General features: G+C 40.0%; 14 protein-coding genes. 11 read left to right on the top strand and 3 right to left on the bottom strand.

What is annotated here, in order from left to right; all coding sequences use genetic code 11:
* Window positions 1-57 precede the first annotated feature (57 nt).
* The 3 genes from OMU_RS15940 (at window position 58) to dinB (ending at window position 3089) form a co-directional block, all read left to right on the top strand.
* Window positions 58-1086 carry a helix-turn-helix domain-containing protein gene (locus tag OMU_RS15940; RefSeq protein ID WP_016180893.1) on the top strand — a complete coding sequence of 343 codons (1029 nt, stop codon included), beginning with the start codon at window positions 58-60 and terminating at the stop codon, window positions 1084-1086.
* 181 nt (window positions 1087-1267) lie between these two features.
* Window positions 1268-1798 (top strand): hypothetical protein, encoded by a 531-nt coding sequence (locus tag OMU_RS15935; RefSeq protein WP_010745652.1) that lies wholly within the window; start codon window positions 1268-1270, stop codon window positions 1796-1798.
* Between the two features lie 169 nt (window positions 1799-1967).
* Entirely contained in the window at window positions 1968-3089 is a 1122-nt protein-coding gene (dinB, locus tag OMU_RS15930) for a DNA polymerase IV (protein ID WP_016180892.1), read from the top strand.
* On the opposite strand, the gene nrdG is transcribed toward dinB, so the two are convergent.
* Both nrdG and nrdD read right to left on the bottom strand, forming a co-directional pair.
* A complete protein-coding gene (gene nrdG, locus OMU_RS15925; RefSeq protein WP_016180891.1) occupies window positions 3081-3683 on the bottom strand; it encodes an anaerobic ribonucleoside-triphosphate reductase activating protein in 603 nt (200 codons plus the stop codon). The two genes, dinB and nrdG, sit on opposite strands and share 9 nt — an antisense overlap.
* A 104-nt stretch (window positions 3684-3787) precedes the next feature.
* Complete coding sequence (gene nrdD, locus OMU_RS15920; protein ID WP_016180890.1) at window positions 3788-5977, bottom strand: anaerobic ribonucleoside-triphosphate reductase; 2190 nt, start codon at window positions 5975-5977, stop codon at window positions 3788-3790.
* A 720-nt stretch (window positions 5978-6697) separates the two neighbouring features.
* Between nrdD and OMU_RS15915 the strand changes: the two genes are divergently transcribed.
* The 8 genes from OMU_RS15915 to OMU_RS15885 all read left to right on the top strand — a co-directional run bounded on the left by OMU_RS15915 (window position 6698) and on the right by OMU_RS15885 (window position 15709).
* Window positions 6698-7465, top strand: coding sequence for an ABC transporter ATP-binding protein (locus OMU_RS15915; RefSeq protein ID WP_016180889.1), 768 nt, complete (start codon window positions 6698-6700; stop codon window positions 7463-7465).
* A complete protein-coding gene (locus OMU_RS15910; protein WP_016180888.1) occupies window positions 7455-9467 on the top strand; it encodes an FtsX-like permease family protein in 2013 nt (670 codons plus the stop codon). Before OMU_RS15915 ends, OMU_RS15910 begins: the two co-directional genes overlap by 11 nt.
* A gap of 245 nt (window positions 9468-9712) precedes the next feature.
* Window positions 9713-9862, top strand: a complete 150-nt coding sequence (locus OMU_RS22995; protein ID WP_016180887.1) for a teichoic acid D-Ala incorporation-associated protein DltX — start codon at window positions 9713-9715, stop codon at window positions 9860-9862.
* A 47-nt stretch (window positions 9863-9909) separates the two neighbouring features.
* Window positions 9910-11421, top strand: coding sequence for a D-alanine--poly(phosphoribitol) ligase subunit DltA (gene dltA, locus OMU_RS15905; RefSeq protein WP_016180886.1), 1512 nt, complete (start codon window positions 9910-9912; stop codon window positions 11419-11421).
* The gene (gene dltB, locus OMU_RS15900; protein ID WP_016180885.1) at window positions 11421-12641 is read left to right on the top strand and encodes a D-alanyl-lipoteichoic acid biosynthesis protein DltB; all 1221 of its coding nucleotides are present in this window, start codon (window positions 11421-11423) and stop codon (window positions 12639-12641) included. The genes dltA and dltB overlap by 1 nt, the downstream gene beginning before the upstream one ends.
* A gap of 38 nt (window positions 12642-12679) precedes the next feature.
* Entirely contained in the window at window positions 12680-12913 is a 234-nt protein-coding gene (gene dltC / locus OMU_RS15895; RefSeq protein WP_016180884.1) for a D-alanine--poly(phosphoribitol) ligase subunit DltC, read from the top strand.
* Window positions 12913-14178 (top strand): D-alanyl-lipoteichoic acid biosynthesis protein DltD, encoded by a 1266-nt coding sequence (gene dltD / locus OMU_RS15890; protein ID WP_016180883.1) that lies wholly within the window; start codon window positions 12913-12915, stop codon window positions 14176-14178. Before dltC ends, dltD begins: the two co-directional genes overlap by 1 nt.
* Before the next feature lie 406 nt (window positions 14179-14584).
* Window positions 14585-15709, top strand: coding sequence for a hypothetical protein (locus OMU_RS15885; protein ID WP_016180882.1), 1125 nt, complete (start codon window positions 14585-14587; stop codon window positions 15707-15709).
* Window positions 15710-15803: 94 nt separating this feature from the next.
* On the opposite strand, the gene OMU_RS15880 is transcribed toward OMU_RS15885, so the two are convergent.
* A complete protein-coding gene (locus OMU_RS15880) occupies window positions 15804-16430 on the bottom strand; it encodes a response regulator transcription factor (protein WP_016180881.1) in 627 nt (208 codons plus the stop codon).
* Window positions 16431-16438 lie beyond the last annotated feature (8 nt).

Here is a 16438-nt window from a genome sequence, read left to right as displayed (position 1 = left end):
ATTTATGTTATTTTTAAAGAAGAGGAAATTCAATGAGTAAAAGAGGAGACACAAGGCATGATTTGGCAATTTATAATAAGAAAGAAAACCCAGGGCTATTTGCAGCTACTTGAATTAATAAATAAAGAACAGTACACGATTACTGAAATGGCTAAGCAACTAAAGGTGAGTATTCGAACAGCGATGCGTTATAGTGATGAATTACAGCAAAAGGGCTATGTGATAAAAGGAAAACCATGGCGAATTAATCGGCAGCACCATCCAAATTTCTTAGAGCTTCATCGGAAAGTGTTAACAGAAGATCCACGCTTTAAACTTTTCAAACAATTTCTTTGGCAACAGACTTCTGCTGACACAGATTACACAAAAATGAGAGAACTGAATCGACAACTGATTCATTTGAACCTTTGGGTAAATCGACGAGCAGGCAGGCTTTTAGGTGATCCAGGTATCATTTTATTGTTACAATTACGCTATTTGAGAGATTTTTATTATTTTGAAGAAGGCGAGGTCTACCAGCAAATCGAACAGTATTATAAAGATCAACCAACACCTTCAGTGAACCAGGTATTGTATCCAGATAAAGTACTAATCAGCCGATTCATTGAAAAATTCGATTTACAGGGAAATTTAACAGAGTTTTTCTTCTTTGATCATTTGCGCTATCATTTTCAAAGCTTTACTGAGTTTTACCATTGCCACCAACAATATCAGACTGATTTATATCAGGAAGTCAGGAAGGCGAGTAGAATTATTGAAGAAACGATTGCTTTGGAAGGCGAACTATTAAGGAGTACATTCAACGTAAAGCTTTTTGATCTTTTCTTTGGACTATCTCAAGGACTTCCAATACTACTCTTCAATTTAAAATGGAAGCAGGGACCGGTTCCGTCAAGTTATGATCATCTTAGTAGGGAAGTAAAGCGGCAAATTCCGATGCTAAGGAATTGTCAAAATGAAGGGCTGGCTTTGGCCTTGAAAAACATTGTGGTTGCAAGTCATCAAGTTGCTTTGAAAACGACGCCCACTTTAGACTCTTCTTTATTGATTCAAGAGAGATATCAGACGGTTTTATTATCTGATTAAGGAAAATTGGATCAAGATTTTTCTTAAAGAAAGGTTATGCTATAATGATGAGGACTACGATAAGAGTGTCATTCTATTTCACGTGTTTCTTGAACATTCGCGTGATTTGTAGAAGGGGATACAGTTGAAAATAAGGGGTAGTTCTTTCATTTGAAGGGCTAGGAAGTAGGAGGAGAGCAGAATGGGATTGCGAAAGTTAGATGTTCCGACATCTTCAATTACAGAAGTAAAAAAATCACCAATGGATGTTTTTGCTCAAGCTCGTAAAGCAGAGACCGGGGTTTATATTTTTAACCGCGAAAAAATCGCTGGTGTGATGCTGACTAAGGAACAGTATGAAGCCTTAGTAGAGGAGTTAAATACCTTGCGAGATACGTTATATCAACCAGTGGAACGAGAATTACCTGTTCCTGAAGAATTAGAGGAATTAGCGACAGCTCTAAGAACAACATTAGCCAAAGGTTCGGTGATTTCGGCGCGCTATTTGGATGAACGCATGGTGGCGACTGGTTTTATCACGAAGAAAACCGGCTTTGGCGGTGTGACAGAAATGATGAAGGAGCTGGAGGATACTGGAAAGATCATCTACCAGCTAAGGCGGCGGGAGCACAACAAGGTCATCTATGCTGAAATTTTTGGTGAGCCGCAGGAGTTCCAACGCGGATCGGCAGACAAGCTGATGATTCGCAAAGTGAACTTAATCGAGAGATAAGGTAATTGACTTAAAAAACTTATTCGGACAACGCTGTTTCTATTGTTTTTGATAGGACAGGTTGTTCTTTTTTTTGCAGAAATTATGTTTTTCTATCTTCTAGTGGGAATAATTGTCTCTGAACAGACGTTCGGTTATAATGAAGATAAGATAGGAAGGGGAGAGCAGAATGGCAGATTTGGTTTTTCCTTTGAAAAATGATACATCGCGAAAAATTATCCATATTGACATGGATGCTTTTTTTGCCTCCGTCGAGGAACGGGACGATCCGGAACTGGCGAAGCATCCTTTAGTAATCGCTCGTCATCCTTCTGATACTGGCGGCAAGGGTGTCGTGACGACGGCGAATTACAAGGCTCGGATTTATGGGATTCATTCGGCGATGAGTGCCCAGAAGGCGTATGAATTGTGTCCTCAGGCTATTTTTAAGCCTGGTGACCATGCTAAGTACAGTGCTGTTTCACAACAGGTTCGAAAAATTTTTCATCGCTATACGGATATTATTGAGCCGGTGTCGATCGATGAAGCTTATCTGGATGTAACGGAAAATAAGATCAATGCGCGTTCGGCCATCAAAATTGCTCGTCTGATTCAGCAAGAGATTTGGCAGGAGCTGCAATTAACCTGTTCTGCTGGAGTCAGCTACAATAAGTTCCTGGCCAAGCTGGCTTCGGATTACCAAAAGCCTCAGGGAATGACAGTAATCTCGCCAGAGGAATCCGTCGTCTTTTTAAAACGTTTGCCGATTGAGAAATTTCATGGCGTAGGGAAGAAGACTGTTCCTAAAATGAATGAGCTGGGAATTTTTACTGGAGCGGACTTGTACGAGAAGAGTGAAATGTTCCTGATTCAAGAATTCGGCAAGATGGGCTATTCCTTGTATCGAAAGGTACGGGGAATCCATGATTCACCTGTTAGTATCACGCGTGAACGAAAGTCTGTCGGGAAAGAACATACGTATGGCCGCCCGTTATCGACAGATGATGAGGTGTTAAGTCAGTTAAGGCAATTGGCGGAAAAAGTCGAGGGCTCCTTAAAACGCGTACAGCGTCACGGCAAGACGGTTGTTCTTAAAGTTCGCTATGCGGATTACACGACAGTCACACGACGGGTCACTTTGCCTTATTACATAGAAAAGAAAGAAGACTTGTTTTCACAGGCCAGTTTGATTTGGGAGGAGATTGGCGGCGTAGAAAAAGGGATCCGCTTAGTCGGAATTACTCTGACTAATCTTGATCCCATTGCATTTGAAAATATTGTGTTGCCTTTGTGGGAAGAGCGTTCAAATTAGTTCGCTCTTTTTGATTTGCTCGAAAGCTTTTTCGGAGTCATGAAGCTTCTCCCAAATGACGACTTCACCTTTAGCCAATGATTTTTTTACATCGATGATGCGTTGGTTGGAACTACCACGAAATTGTAGCATCAAGTTTTTCTTTGAGAGTTCGAAACGACCGTCAACTAAAATATCGATCTTGCTTAGCATTTCTAGCTTATCATCGCTGTCTAACAACAGTTCTTCAAAGGTGTAGCCGCTCCAAGACCAGATGTCCTTCGTATCGCCGAATTCAGCGCGAATTCGATTGATAACTTTTAAGCAGACCTGCGTATTTAAGAAGGGTTCACCGCCTAAGAAGGTCACACCTTGGACATAGTCATGAGCGGTATCCGCAATTAGCTGGTCTTCTAATTCTTGAGTGAAAGGCTTGCCGTAATGAAAATTTTGCGAAGCCGCGTTGAAGCAGCCTTCACAGGCAAAGGGACAGCCGCTGACGTAAAGACTGTTACGGACGCCTTCGCCATCAACAAAGTTGAAGGCCTTGTAGTCTGCGATATATTGTTGGCTCAACTCGCTGGCCAGCCATTCTTTTGGTTTAGGATTACGCATATTTTTCCCCTTTCAAGTAAAACAGGGAGCGGCAAAGAGCGCCGTCCCTGTCAATCGTATTTCTGTTTGGCTCAATGAACGAAGAATGTTCGTTGAGTTTTTTTTTACATGTGTTTTACACGTGAGGCGATTTCTTCGTGACGTCCGTGCACCATTGGACGTGCTTGAGGGTTTCCTAAGTATCCGCAAGTCCGTTTGACTACGTCACATGATTTTGGATCGTGATTGCCGCATTGTGGGCATTCAAAGCCACGTTTGGTTGGTTTGAAGTCACCTTCGAAGCCACATTCGTAGCAGTGGTCAATTGGTGTATTCGTTCCTAGATAGGCGATGCGATCGTAACCGTAATCCCACACAGCTTCCAATGATTTTGGATTTTGTTGAAGAACAGGGTATTCACAATAATGGATAAACCCGCCAGAGCAGTATTTAGGATAATCCTTTTCAAAGTCTAGTTTTTCAAATGGTGTTGGATTTTTACGAACGTCGTAATGGAAACTATTTGTATAGTAGTCCTTGTCTGTAATATTTTCGACAATACCAAAACGTTCTGTATCTAAACGACAGAAGCGGTCAGTTAAGCTTTCACTTGGTGTTGAATACACACTGAAATGGTAGCCATATTCGTTGCCCCATGCATCGGCGTGTTCTTTCAAGTCTTTCATGATGTCAATGGTAAAGTCTTTTGCTTCTGGATTGTTTTCCCATTCGCCGCCGTAAAAGACACTGGCTACTTCATAAAGTCCGATATAGCCCAAAGAAATCGTTGCCCGTTTATTTTTGAATAATTCGTTAACCGCATCGGTCCGTTTCAGACGTTTGCCGAACGCGCCATATTGATAAAGGATCGGAGCGTTTGCTGGTGTAGCTTCTTTACAACGATCGATACGGAAGACTAACGCGTCTTTGGCGATTTGCAGGCGTTCTTCTAATAGAGACCAGAATTTTTCTTTGTTGCCGCCAGACTCTAAAGCGATCCGCGGTAAGTTTAAGGTAACAACGCCAAGGTTCATACGACCTGCGTTGACTTCTTCTCCTTGTTCATTTTTCCAGCCTTGTAAGAATGAGCGGCATCCCATTGGCACTTTGAAGCTGCCGGTTAATTCGATCAATTTATCATAGTTCAAGATATCTGGATACATCCGTTTAGTTGCACATTCTAACGCCAATTCTTTGATATCGTAGTTTGGATCAGTTGGTTCTAAGTTTGTACCACGACGCAAAGTAAAGATCAATTTAGGAAAGATTGCTGTCCGTTTTTCGCTGCCTAGACCTTCAATTCGGATTTGCAGAATCGCTTTTTGAATTTCACGTTCAAACCAGTCTGTTCCAAGACCAAAGCCAAGAGAAGTGAAAGGCGTTTGTCCGTTTGAAGTAAATAGGGTATTGATTTCATATTCTAAGCTTTGCATCGCGTCATAAATATCTTTACGTGTTTTTTGTTTCGCGAACGCTTTTTGTTTTTCAGGGTCATCGATCCACTCTTCAGCGTCTTTTAAGTGTTTTGCGTAATTTAGACGCGCAAAAGGAGCTAATAATTCGTCCGTACGGTCTGCTGAACAGCCACCGTATTGGCTTGAAGCCACGTTGGCGATGATTTGTGAAATCTGGGCTGTTGCTGTTTGGATTGATTTAGGACTTTCAACTTCCGCATTCCCGATTTTAAAGCCGTTGTTCAACATGCCTTTGAAGTCAATCAAACAGCAGTTGGTCATCGGTGTATATGGATGATAATCTAAATCATGATAATGGATGTCGCCTTTTTGGTGCGCGTTCGCCACATGAGGCGGCAGCATCTTCAAACCAATTGATTTGCCGACAATTCCAGCTGTTAAATCACGCTGCGTGTTAAAGACATCACTATCTTTATTGGCATTTTCGTTAACGACGGTTTGATCCTTGTTGATCAATTTTCCGATCGTAAAGTTGATATCGGTGGCTTTGCTGCGCTGGAAGTCGCGGCGCGTCCGATAATTGATATATTCTTCCGCTAATTCATATTCGTTGTGTTCTAATAATGTATGCTCCACGATGTTTTGGATTTCATATATTTTGATATCGCTAGTAAAACGTTCTGAAATTTCTGCATCTACACGCTCAACGATTGACTGGATACGTTCATGAGCCAATGGATCAACAGATCCTTTAATTTTCGTTTCTGCCTTGATTAAAGCATCATAAATCTTTTGATCATCAAATGCTGTGTGACGACCATCACGTTTTACGACCTTAATATTTTTTAGCGACGGTTGATATTCGTTGAACAACGAATCTTTTGTGTGGATTTCCATCATTGCAAACACTCCATTTCCTTTAAAGTTCATTATCAATCATATAGCATTTCTGAGTTTGTTGCAACGATATATAGTATTATTTTTTGTCAAAAAAAGAAAAGCACACTATATATAGTGTGCTCGTTTACTGAAAGATATAAGAAAACTGATGAGGTCAAGCTTCCCTTTATGATAAAATAACTGAAAAATATTTTTCCAAAAAAGTGAAAAAATTGTAAGACTATTGAAGGACGTTTCACATAGGAATCCGCCTCAAATATGATACCATAAAGAAAAAAATTTAGATATTAAAAATAAGTATTCGTCATATTAATTTTTTGAATATGTTGATCACTGCTGCGTCAGACAAGGGCCAACTCATTTTTCTATTTGAGAAAAATAGTACATTAAAACGAATAAGGATGTCAGTTCAACTTTTTGCAGGAGACGTAGGCAAAAGAGAAAATATCAAAACTAGCTAATACATTGATTGAACACTTTAGTTGAATGATATACGGCATTCGAATCAACCTAATTTTTTCTTTTAGAAAAAATGATTACATTAAAACGAATAAGGATGTCAGTTCAACTTTTTGCAGGAGACGTAGGCAAAAAAGAAATTATCAAAATTAGCTAATACATTGATTGAACACTTTAGTTGAATGATATACGGCATTCGAATCAACCTAATTTTTTCTTTTAGAAAAAAATAATTACATTAAAACGAATAAGGAGGCACTCATGAAAAAAATGATCGATGTGCAGCATCTTAGTAAAAGCTTTGGCACACGAAACAATAAAGTCACGGTTTTAAATGACCTGAACTTCAGTGTAGAAAAAGGCGAGTTCATCGGTATTATGGGACCTAGTGGAGCTGGGAAGACGACCTTGATGAATATCCTCTCCACAATTTTATTGCCGACAATGGGTTCCGTTAAAATCGACGGAGCAGATATTACCCAGATGCGAGAGGCTCGTTTGACGGATTTTCGGCGGGAAAATTTAGGATTTATCTTTCAGGACTTTAATCTAATCGATAGTTTAACAGTTAAGGATAATATTATTTTGCCATTGACTGTCAGTAAGCTCTCTAATGAAGAGATTGAAGAACGGGTGCTTCGGTTGACGAAAATTTTGAAGATTGAGCAGATCTTAGCACGTTACCCGGAAGAAATATCCATCGGGCAGCAGCAGCGAACAGCAGCGGCCCGCGCTTTGATCAGCCGTCCATTGGTTTTGTTTGCTGATGAACCCACGGGCTCTTTAGATTCTAAGTCTGCTTCAGAATTTTTGAATTATTTAGATGAGGTGAATCTTCATGAGGAAACCACAATCTTAATGGTGACCCATGATCCTTACACTGCTAGTTATTGTAACCGAGTATTGTTTATTAAAGATGGGCGTTTTTTCTCTGAAATTGTCCGGCGTTCTTCTCGCAAGGATTTTTTTGAAAAGGTCATTGATATGCAGGCAACGATCGGCGGAGGAGGAAAAGCCAATGCTGATTAAAATCGTTTGGCGAAGCTTTAAAAAGCAGTTGTCGAACTATTTGATTTTTTTCTTCAGTCTGATTTTTGCAGTAATGGTTTATTATTCTTTTACAGCGATGACCTATGAGCAGCCGTTAATTCGCAGTGCTGGAAAAAATACACAGCTAGTTGGGATGTTAGGCTTCGGCAGTTTTGCGGTTGTACTGATTTTGCTGTTTTTTATGACGAATACCAATCGTTTTTTTATAGAAAATCGGCGAAAGGATATCAGCATCTTCCATTTATATGGATTGAACTACTATCAGATTTGTCTCTGGTTCATTTTAGAAATTTTCTTTATCGGGATTTTTTCTTTTGTAATCGGGATCGGCGTTGGAGTTTTGCTTTCTAAGCTGTTTAGTATGATTCTTGTGAAAGCTATGGACCTGCCGCTAAGAGTGCATTTCTTTTTCTCGACCGATGCGATCATAGCAACTGGCTTAGTGGTGCTCTTTATATTGGCGGTTGTTTCTTTCCAGATTTTATGGCTGGTATCAGGGTCTAAGTTTTCACATTTAAAGACGCTTCGCTTACGTAAAATTCAAGCGATGAAGGTATCTTTGCCGCAGAAAATCGCTGGTAGTATCGGGGCTCTCTTTTTATTAAGCGGCTGGGGAATGGCGATGACCTATGTTGTTTTTTCCCGGACAGCCAGTGATCGTTTCGGCTTGCTTCGAGGCAATGCTTTGTTAATGGGCTTGATCTTTTTACTATGTGTATTTGGCAGCTATTTATTTTTTGCTTTTACATTGCGCTGGTATAATTCCTATCGGCCAAAGCGCTTAAACAAAAATTTGGGAATGCTATCAAGAAGCGAATGGCAATTACGATTATTTAGTGAATGGCGTTTTTTGGGTTCTATCACAGTTGCGTTAGGTTTAGCATTGGCGATTTTAGGGGGAATGGCGGCACTTGTGTCACTACAAATGCGTTTAGTTGATGAAATTGCTCCGGCCTCTGTAATGATGACACAACAAAGCTATCAGAAGCTAGAACCGAAGCTGCAAAGCGTTGCTCCTTATCAACGGCAGACCTTACACTTAAAAGCAGTGCCAGCCAAACAAAGCGTAGCAATTTCTGGAGAGGGTGTAAATTCTCAGCCGGAAATTACGGATGTCGTTTCGATATCTGATTATCTGGCTTTTCGAAAAACCAATCCTACCTTGCAGAATATTCAGTTAAAGTCTGCTGATTCGACAGTTGTTTTGAGCTCCTATCAGCGTTATCTGAATGATTATGCTCGTTACAGTAAAATCATATATTTGAAAAGTCAGAAGCTAAAGGTTCAAGAAACGCACCCCAATTTTTTTGGTGATACGAGCTTGCGATATGGTACGGGAATGATTGTCGTTTCTGATGAACTTTTTGATGAATTATCAGGCATTTCTTATGCGTTAGAGGTGATCGATGTAGAAGATCGTTTTGAGAATAAGCTGAATCAGGTTATTCGTGCAAACCTGAAGGGCGATTGGGATTATCCGATACATTATGATCTGACTTGGAAAAATGAACAGATTGTCGGAGATATTGTAGAAGGAGAAGGAACTAATAAAGATGGGTCGACGGTATATCGTTCCGAGTATACCTCGTATCAAGAAGTTTATCGAATGACTCGCAGCAGTATGGGGTTGGTGCTGTTCGTAGTGACCTTTGTGACCACCACCTTTATCATTGTGACAGCAAGTATGGTCACACTGCGGCAACTTTCTGAGTTTAAGCAAAAGCGAAAGAAATATGGTTTATTACGACAAATGGGAATACCCGATAAAACAATTTATCAAGAAATTAAGCGTGAAAATCGAGTGGTTTTCTTTATTCCAGCGATTTTGGCTCTGATTCATAGTATGTTAGCTATCTCGGTCATTTCTCACATTGCCAAAAATGCCAACTATGGATTTGTCTATCTGTTTTGTGGACTGATGCTGGTGGTCTATGCGCTATTTTATTGGGCAACGTGCGTATATCAGAAAAAGCTTTCATAAAATCTTAAGAACAGGATGTATCGATATTCGGTATATCCTGTTTTTTCGTCTAGTTATCTTCCCAGTTACATTGGCAGAAAACCAATGATAGCAGGCAGTTTTTCCATTAAAAAAATGTTCTAAACGCCGTGGATACCAATGTGACAAAACTGTTCGTTTGAAAGCGGTATATGTAAGAAAAACAAATGGTAGATTTTTGGCATCCTCCTATAATGAGTACTAAATAAAAGGGAGAGGGCGATCGGATGAAGAAATTTTTTAAACGCCCCGCTACTCGTTACTGGTTAAGTTTTATTGGAAAGACGCTTTTCTACTTTGCCGTCCTTTTAATACTCGTTTACTTATACCATTACAAGAGTATCCAAGGCGGTAATTTTATCTATAACGAATTTTAATCGATTGAAAAGAGTTCGTTCTTGAACTGAACGGGAAGGGGACCAACATGCAAAATATCATTACAGCGATTGACCAATGGGCTAATGAAAAGCCAGAGGCACTCGCTTATCAATCAGAAAAGGAAGAATTCAGTTATCAAACATTACGTCAGTGGTCAGATAACTTAGCACACTATTTGAATCAAAATATAGAAGCTAAAACACCGATTGTTGTCTTCGGAGAATTGGAATTTGCTATGATCGCCAGTTTCTTAGGAGCGGCCAAAAGCGGACATGCCTATATTCCGATTGAATCAACTACCCCATTGGATCGTATCCAACTGATCCTAAAGGTAGCACAGCCAGCAATGATTTTAAGTGTTTTGCCTTGGCCAGAAGAATTAAACGTGACGATTCCAGTCGTGTCGCCTGAAAAACTAGCTGAGATTTTTACAACAGAACATGCATATGAAAAATTGCAGCCAGTGATGGGCGATGAAACCTTCTATATCATCTTCACTTCTGGAACGACTGGGGTACCGAAGGGTGTTCAGATTAGTCACAAAAATTTATTGAGTTTTGTAAATTGGAATCTAAAGGATTTTGAGATCGAAGCGGGCATGCGTTTTTTATCGCAGGCACCCTATTCCTTCGATTTATCCGTTATGAGTATCTATCCTGCACTTTGCAGCGGTGGAACATTAATTCCGATGGAAAAAGCAGTGATCAATGATTTCAAGAAATTATTCAACTTTTTACCAAATTTAGCTTTGGAGGTCTGGGTATCAACACCGTCATTCATGGATATCTGTCTAATGGAGAAGACCTTTGATGGCGAACATGTGCCTTCACTGAAGATTTTCCAATTCTGTGGAGAGGAGCTGCCAAGAAAGACGGCAGAAGAGTTATTACGGCGCTTTCCGCATGCGAAGGTCTTTAATACTTACGGGCCAACGGAAGCAACGGTTGCCATGACGCAAATTGAAGTGACTGAAGAGGTGTTAAGCAAATATGATCGTGTGCCGATCGGTTATATCAAAGAAGATACCGAAGTTCTGATTTATGACGGAAATCGAGCAGTAACAGACGGCATTGCCGGGGAGATCATTATTAAAGGTCCGAGTGTTTCAAAGGGCTACATGCATAATCCAGAAAAAACGGCAGCTGCCTTTTTCAAGATCGATGGCGTTCCTGCTTATCGTACAGGAGATGCTGGAAGACTTCAGAAGGATGGGTTACTGCTATATGAAGGACGGATTGATTTTCAAGTGAAGCTGCACGGCTTTCGAATCGAATTGGAAGACATCGATCATCATTTAGAACAGGTTTCTTATGTTAAGCAGGCGACAGTGGTTCCCAAGTATCAAGACCACAAGGTTCAGCAATTAGTGGCTTATGTTGTTGCCAATGACAATGACTTTGAGAAAACGTATCAGCTAAGCAAGGCAGTGAAAGAAGAATTAGCGGAAGCTGTCATGGACTACATGATTCCGCAAAAATTTGTCTATGTCGATCAATTACCGCGGACGGCAAACGGCAAAATTGATCGCAAGCGACTAATTAACGAGGTGAATAGCTGATGTTGATTCCTCACATGGTGCCTTATGCGTCACCGATTTATTTCATTATCTTATGTGTGGCACTGTTGCCGCTGATAATAAGTCTACTGATTCGCGGTAAACGAATCGGCTGGTACCAGTCACTGATCACACTGTTCTTCTTGTATGTTTCTTTTGGCGGAAAGGATTATCGCCAAGGGCTGGCATTGATCGGCTACGTGATCTTCCAAAGTATTCTTGTTTGGTGTTACAACCATTATCGTAAAAACAAGAATCAAGCGGGCATCTTTTACTTAGCCGTATTTTTAAGTATCGTTCCTTTGATTTTAGTTAAGATCACCCCATTTATAGATGGAGAAAACTCCATCTTTGGATTTCTAGGGATTTCTTATCTGACCTTTAAATCGGTTCAGATCATCATGGAAATGCGGGATGGGATGATCAAGGAATACAGCCCGTTGAACTATATCAAGTTCCTGCTGTTTTTCCCAACGATTTCCTCTGGTCCGATCGATCGGTATCGCCGCTTTGAAAAGGATTTGAAGGAGCCGCCTACACCAGAAAAATACGTCGATTTATTAGGTGCTGGTGTTCACGATATTTTTGTCGGCTTTTTATATAAATTTGTAATCGGCTATTATTTTGGTCAAGTGCTTCTGCCAATCGTTGATCGAATGGCGATGCAGCATGGTGGTATTTCTTGGGGCCTAGTCGGCTATATGTATGTCTATAGTATGTATTTGTTCTTCGATTTCGCTGGCTACAGCCTGTTTGCAGTAGGTACCAGCAAGCTGATGGGATATGAGACACCACCGAACTTTAATAAGCCGTTCTTATCCTGGAACATCAAAGAATTCTGGAATCGTTGGCACATGACCTTGTCCTTTTGGTTTCGCGATTATATTTATATGCGTTTGATGTTCACCTTGATTAAAAAGAAAACCTTCAAGAGTCGGATCGTCGCGTCAAATGTCGGCTACTTTGCTTTGTTCCTGATCATGGGCGTTTGGCACGGCTTGACTTGGTATTACATCTTGTATGGCTTCTATCATGCCGCATTGATTTGTTTGACAGATGCGTGGCTGCGATTCAAGAAGAAACACAAGAAGCAGATTCCATCCAATAAATTTACCCATGCGTTGGCGATTTTCTTAACCTTCAACGCCGTCTGCTTGAGCTTTTTGATCTTCTCAGGTTTTTTGGATAAATTAATATTTCACAATTTCTTTCTAGGAAGATAAACAGCTAGACTACAAAAAAACGAAATGGAGCGAGTAACATGGAAGACACATTATTTAGTATTTTAGAAGATATCACAGGAACAGAGGAAGTTCGAGAAAATCCTGAGGTAGATTTATTCGAGGAAGGATTGATGGACTCCCTAGCAACCGTTCAGCTATTGGTTGAAATTGAAGGACAGTTAGATGTGCAAGTACCTGTTTCAGAGTTTGACCGCGCGCAATGGAACACACCAAATAAAATTATTGAACAAGTGAAAGCTTTACAGGCTTAATGAAAAAGAAACTTTTCGGTATCTTTGGGCCGATTCTTTTAGCGGCAGTATTATTGGTTCTTCTGTTTTTTTCCCCATTTAAAATCAACAGCAATGATCCAAAGCTGATCAAAGCTGCTTCAAGTTCAATGGCTGGAAATGTTTTGCGAGGAAACAGTATTACAAAAGAAGCTCTAAGTACCGATCATTACGTCCCATTTTTCGGCTCTTCTGAATTGAGCCGAATCAGTCCCTTCCATCCATCGGTCTTAGCCGAAAAGTATGATCGCGGCTACACGCCTTTTTTGATGGGAGCGCCTGGAACCCAATCATTGACCCAATTTATGATGATGCAGTCATTGGGAAATGAGTTGAAGGATCGCAAGGTTGTATTCATCATTTCCCCACAATGGTTTGTTAAAAATGGGATCAAACGTGATTACTTTGATGCCTATTATTCCCCAGAGCAGACCTTGACTTGGCTAATGAATCTCAAAAAAGTTCAATCTAGTGATAAATATTTGGCTCAACGCTTGACTCACTATGGAGTGGTAAGAAAAGATGAACGGTTAGAAAGAATGCTAGATGCAGTGATGGCGGGAAATTTACCAGACCAAACGGATGTCACCTTCAGCAGACTAAAATTAAACATGTTAGAACGAGAGGACGAATTGTTCAGTACAATCGGCATGATTAGTAAGCAGAAGGCTATCGATAAAAATGTCAAAGCACTGCCTGAAAATTATGATCCCCATAAATTGAATCAGTTAGCCAATCGTTTAGGCAAGCAGGCGACCCAAGGAAATGAATTTGGGATTCAACAGCATTTCTTTAAACGCAGGATCGAACCACATATGGATCGATTTGCCAATTCGCAACGAAAATGGGATTATCGCTATTCTCCAGAGTTTTCCGATTTTCAATTGGCGCTTGATCAATTAGCGAAAAAGCATGCGAAGGTACTCTTTATCATTCCACCAGTCAATGGCCGCTGGGCAAAATTTACGGGTCTTTCTGATGAGATGCTGCAGCAATTTTCTGCTAAAATCAAATACCAATTAACATCGCAGGGCTTTACCAATATCGCTGACTACTCAACTCAGCAAAATACGCCCTACTTTATGCAAGATACGATTCATTTAGGATGGAAGGGCTGGCTGGCGGCAGATAAAGAAATTGCTCCATTTTTGAAGAGCTCTAATTCTCAAGGTGAGAATTATACGATCAATAATCGTTATTTCCTAAGCAAAGAATGGCAAGAAATGAATCCCGAAGCGATAAAATAGAAATAGGGAAATTACGCTTGTGAACTTGTGATTGTCTGATTTATCGGCTGGATTAGTAAAGAAAAAGAGCGGTTTTAAAGCGTTAATTTCATCTAAAATAGTTCTTTTTTAGAGATTTTAATGGTGATTCACAAACATTAATCAGAACATCTTTGAGACTTAATTTTGTCTTGAGGTGTTCTTTTTTTCTGTTCTAATAACGAACATAGAAAAGTTATGGTTAAATGGCTTTGTGATTTTAATTGTGTTAATAAAATACAGCTAAAAAGAGGAAATGATAATTTTTCTTTTTCTATAGAAAAAAGTAAATAACTCCAAATTTATGCTAAATTTACTTTTGTTTTATTGATAATGTTATAATTTTATTATAAAAAAGCGCATACATCGCTGGAAGGAGCATTTCTTAATGAAAACAATTGAGCAGAAAAAACCGTTATTACAAAGAACATTGTTTGGTGTAAAAAGAGCCACACTTGAGGCGAAAATTACTAGCTATTTTAAATTTTCTCAAGATGTTGCTACATTCATTAAATACCTTGTAGTTGTCATGGTACGAAATTCGCTTGTTGTTAGTGATTTTTCTTTTCTTTGCCAAGAATTGGTTTGTGAGGTGTTTCTGACAGCGGAGCCTAGTGATGTGCTGCGTGAATACTGCGCCTATTTTAAAGATTATTTCAAAAAAAGCGGAGATTGGGATAAGGTCGTTCATCGCTTGTTTAACGACAAAAAGGAATACTATCGTTTAACCGAAGAAGCTCGTTCAAATAAAAAACTTTTAGATACTCCTGGAACAGAGAAGGCTCAGAATTCAGCGCTGACTCTTCGGATCATTTCTGCCTTTGAAGACGCGTCAGGTAAAAAGCATACCTTAACAATTGCGGATGCAGACGAAACACGCTCAAGGGCAGAAACTTCTGAACTTCTGGAAATCCTAACGACTGTGGCACTCTTTGAGACAGCTGCTGGTGTAAGACGATTTGTAAAATTTATTCAAGCAAAGCGTCCGGGAACAAAAGAGACATTTAAAGAGACAGTTGTAGAAGTCGATCAGGTGGAACAACCAGCAGATCAACAGGAAGAGTGTGTCTTAAATTCAGAAGTAGAAACACCAGAAGTGAAGACGATCGAGATCGTTGTGCCAGCAGGTGTTGATCTGAGTACGATGAATGATCAGGATTTACTGACAATGGTTCGCGTCGGACATCCTGATGTGGTTAGTTTGGAAAATATCCGTGTTATATTTACTGAAGAAGAGACGGAAGAACCAGCAGATGATGAACTGGAAATCCAGAAATCTTTTCTCGAACCTGTGATAGAATCGCAGAGTTCACAAACGTTGTTAAAAGACAAAGTTACACCGAAAACCATAGACGATGTTTCTGCTCCACCAACGACAAAACCGCAGAGGACTAAAAAGAAGAGATTGCTTACGCATAAAGAGGCTTATGTCCAGAGTTTGATTGAGAATTGGTATCAGAAAGAGCACAATGGGAAAAATAAGGAGAGTAGTATTAAGAAGAAGAGAAGATGAGTGATTTAATTTTAGGTGCGTATAGTTTTTGCCTCTTCAAATGGCAGAATAAAAGAGCCCAAAGAAAAATATTCTTTAGGACTCTAGTCAATTCTTATTGATAATTTTTATAATAGAAGATCGCTAGCTGTGTTCGGTCACGAACTCCTAATTTATCTAATAGCTGACTGATGTTGTTACGAACAGTGCCTTCACTTAAGAAGAGCTCTTGGGCGATCTCTTTGTTGTTTTTGCCATTTGCCACTGCAATGAGAATGCTTTCCTCTCTTTCAGATAAGTCAATGACTGGTTGTTTTTGAGGAGATTGATCTGTTAAGATCGAAGCTAATTTTCCAACGATCTCTGTTCCAAAAACTGTCTGCCCATTGTATACAGCTTTGATTGCAGGAACGATACTGCCCAGCTCCTGCTTGATTAAATAGCCTTTGACACCGATCTGCAGGGCTTCTCGGATATATTCATCATCGGAAAAAGTCGTCAGTAATAGGATGACGGCTTCTGGCACCTGTTTAAAAATCGCTTTTGCGGCTTCGATACCGGTGCTATTTCCCATGCGAATATCTGTTAATAGAACGTCCGGTCGTTCCTGCAAATAGAGTTTGACGGCTTCTGGTGCAGAATTTCCGGTACCAACAACGTGTATTTCATCAGATATTTCTAAAATAGTTTTCAATGATTCCGTTACTAACGGATCGTCATCAACAACAACAACGCGAATCATGACATACC

The organism is Enterococcus avium ATCC 14025 (assembly GCF_000406965.1).
In the GTDB taxonomy this organism is placed as follows: Bacteria; Bacillota; Bacilli; order Lactobacillales; family Enterococcaceae; genus Enterococcus_A; species Enterococcus_A avium.
The sequence above is the reverse complement of the archived record's forward strand: the minus strand, read 5'-3'. Positions and strand labels throughout refer to the sequence as shown.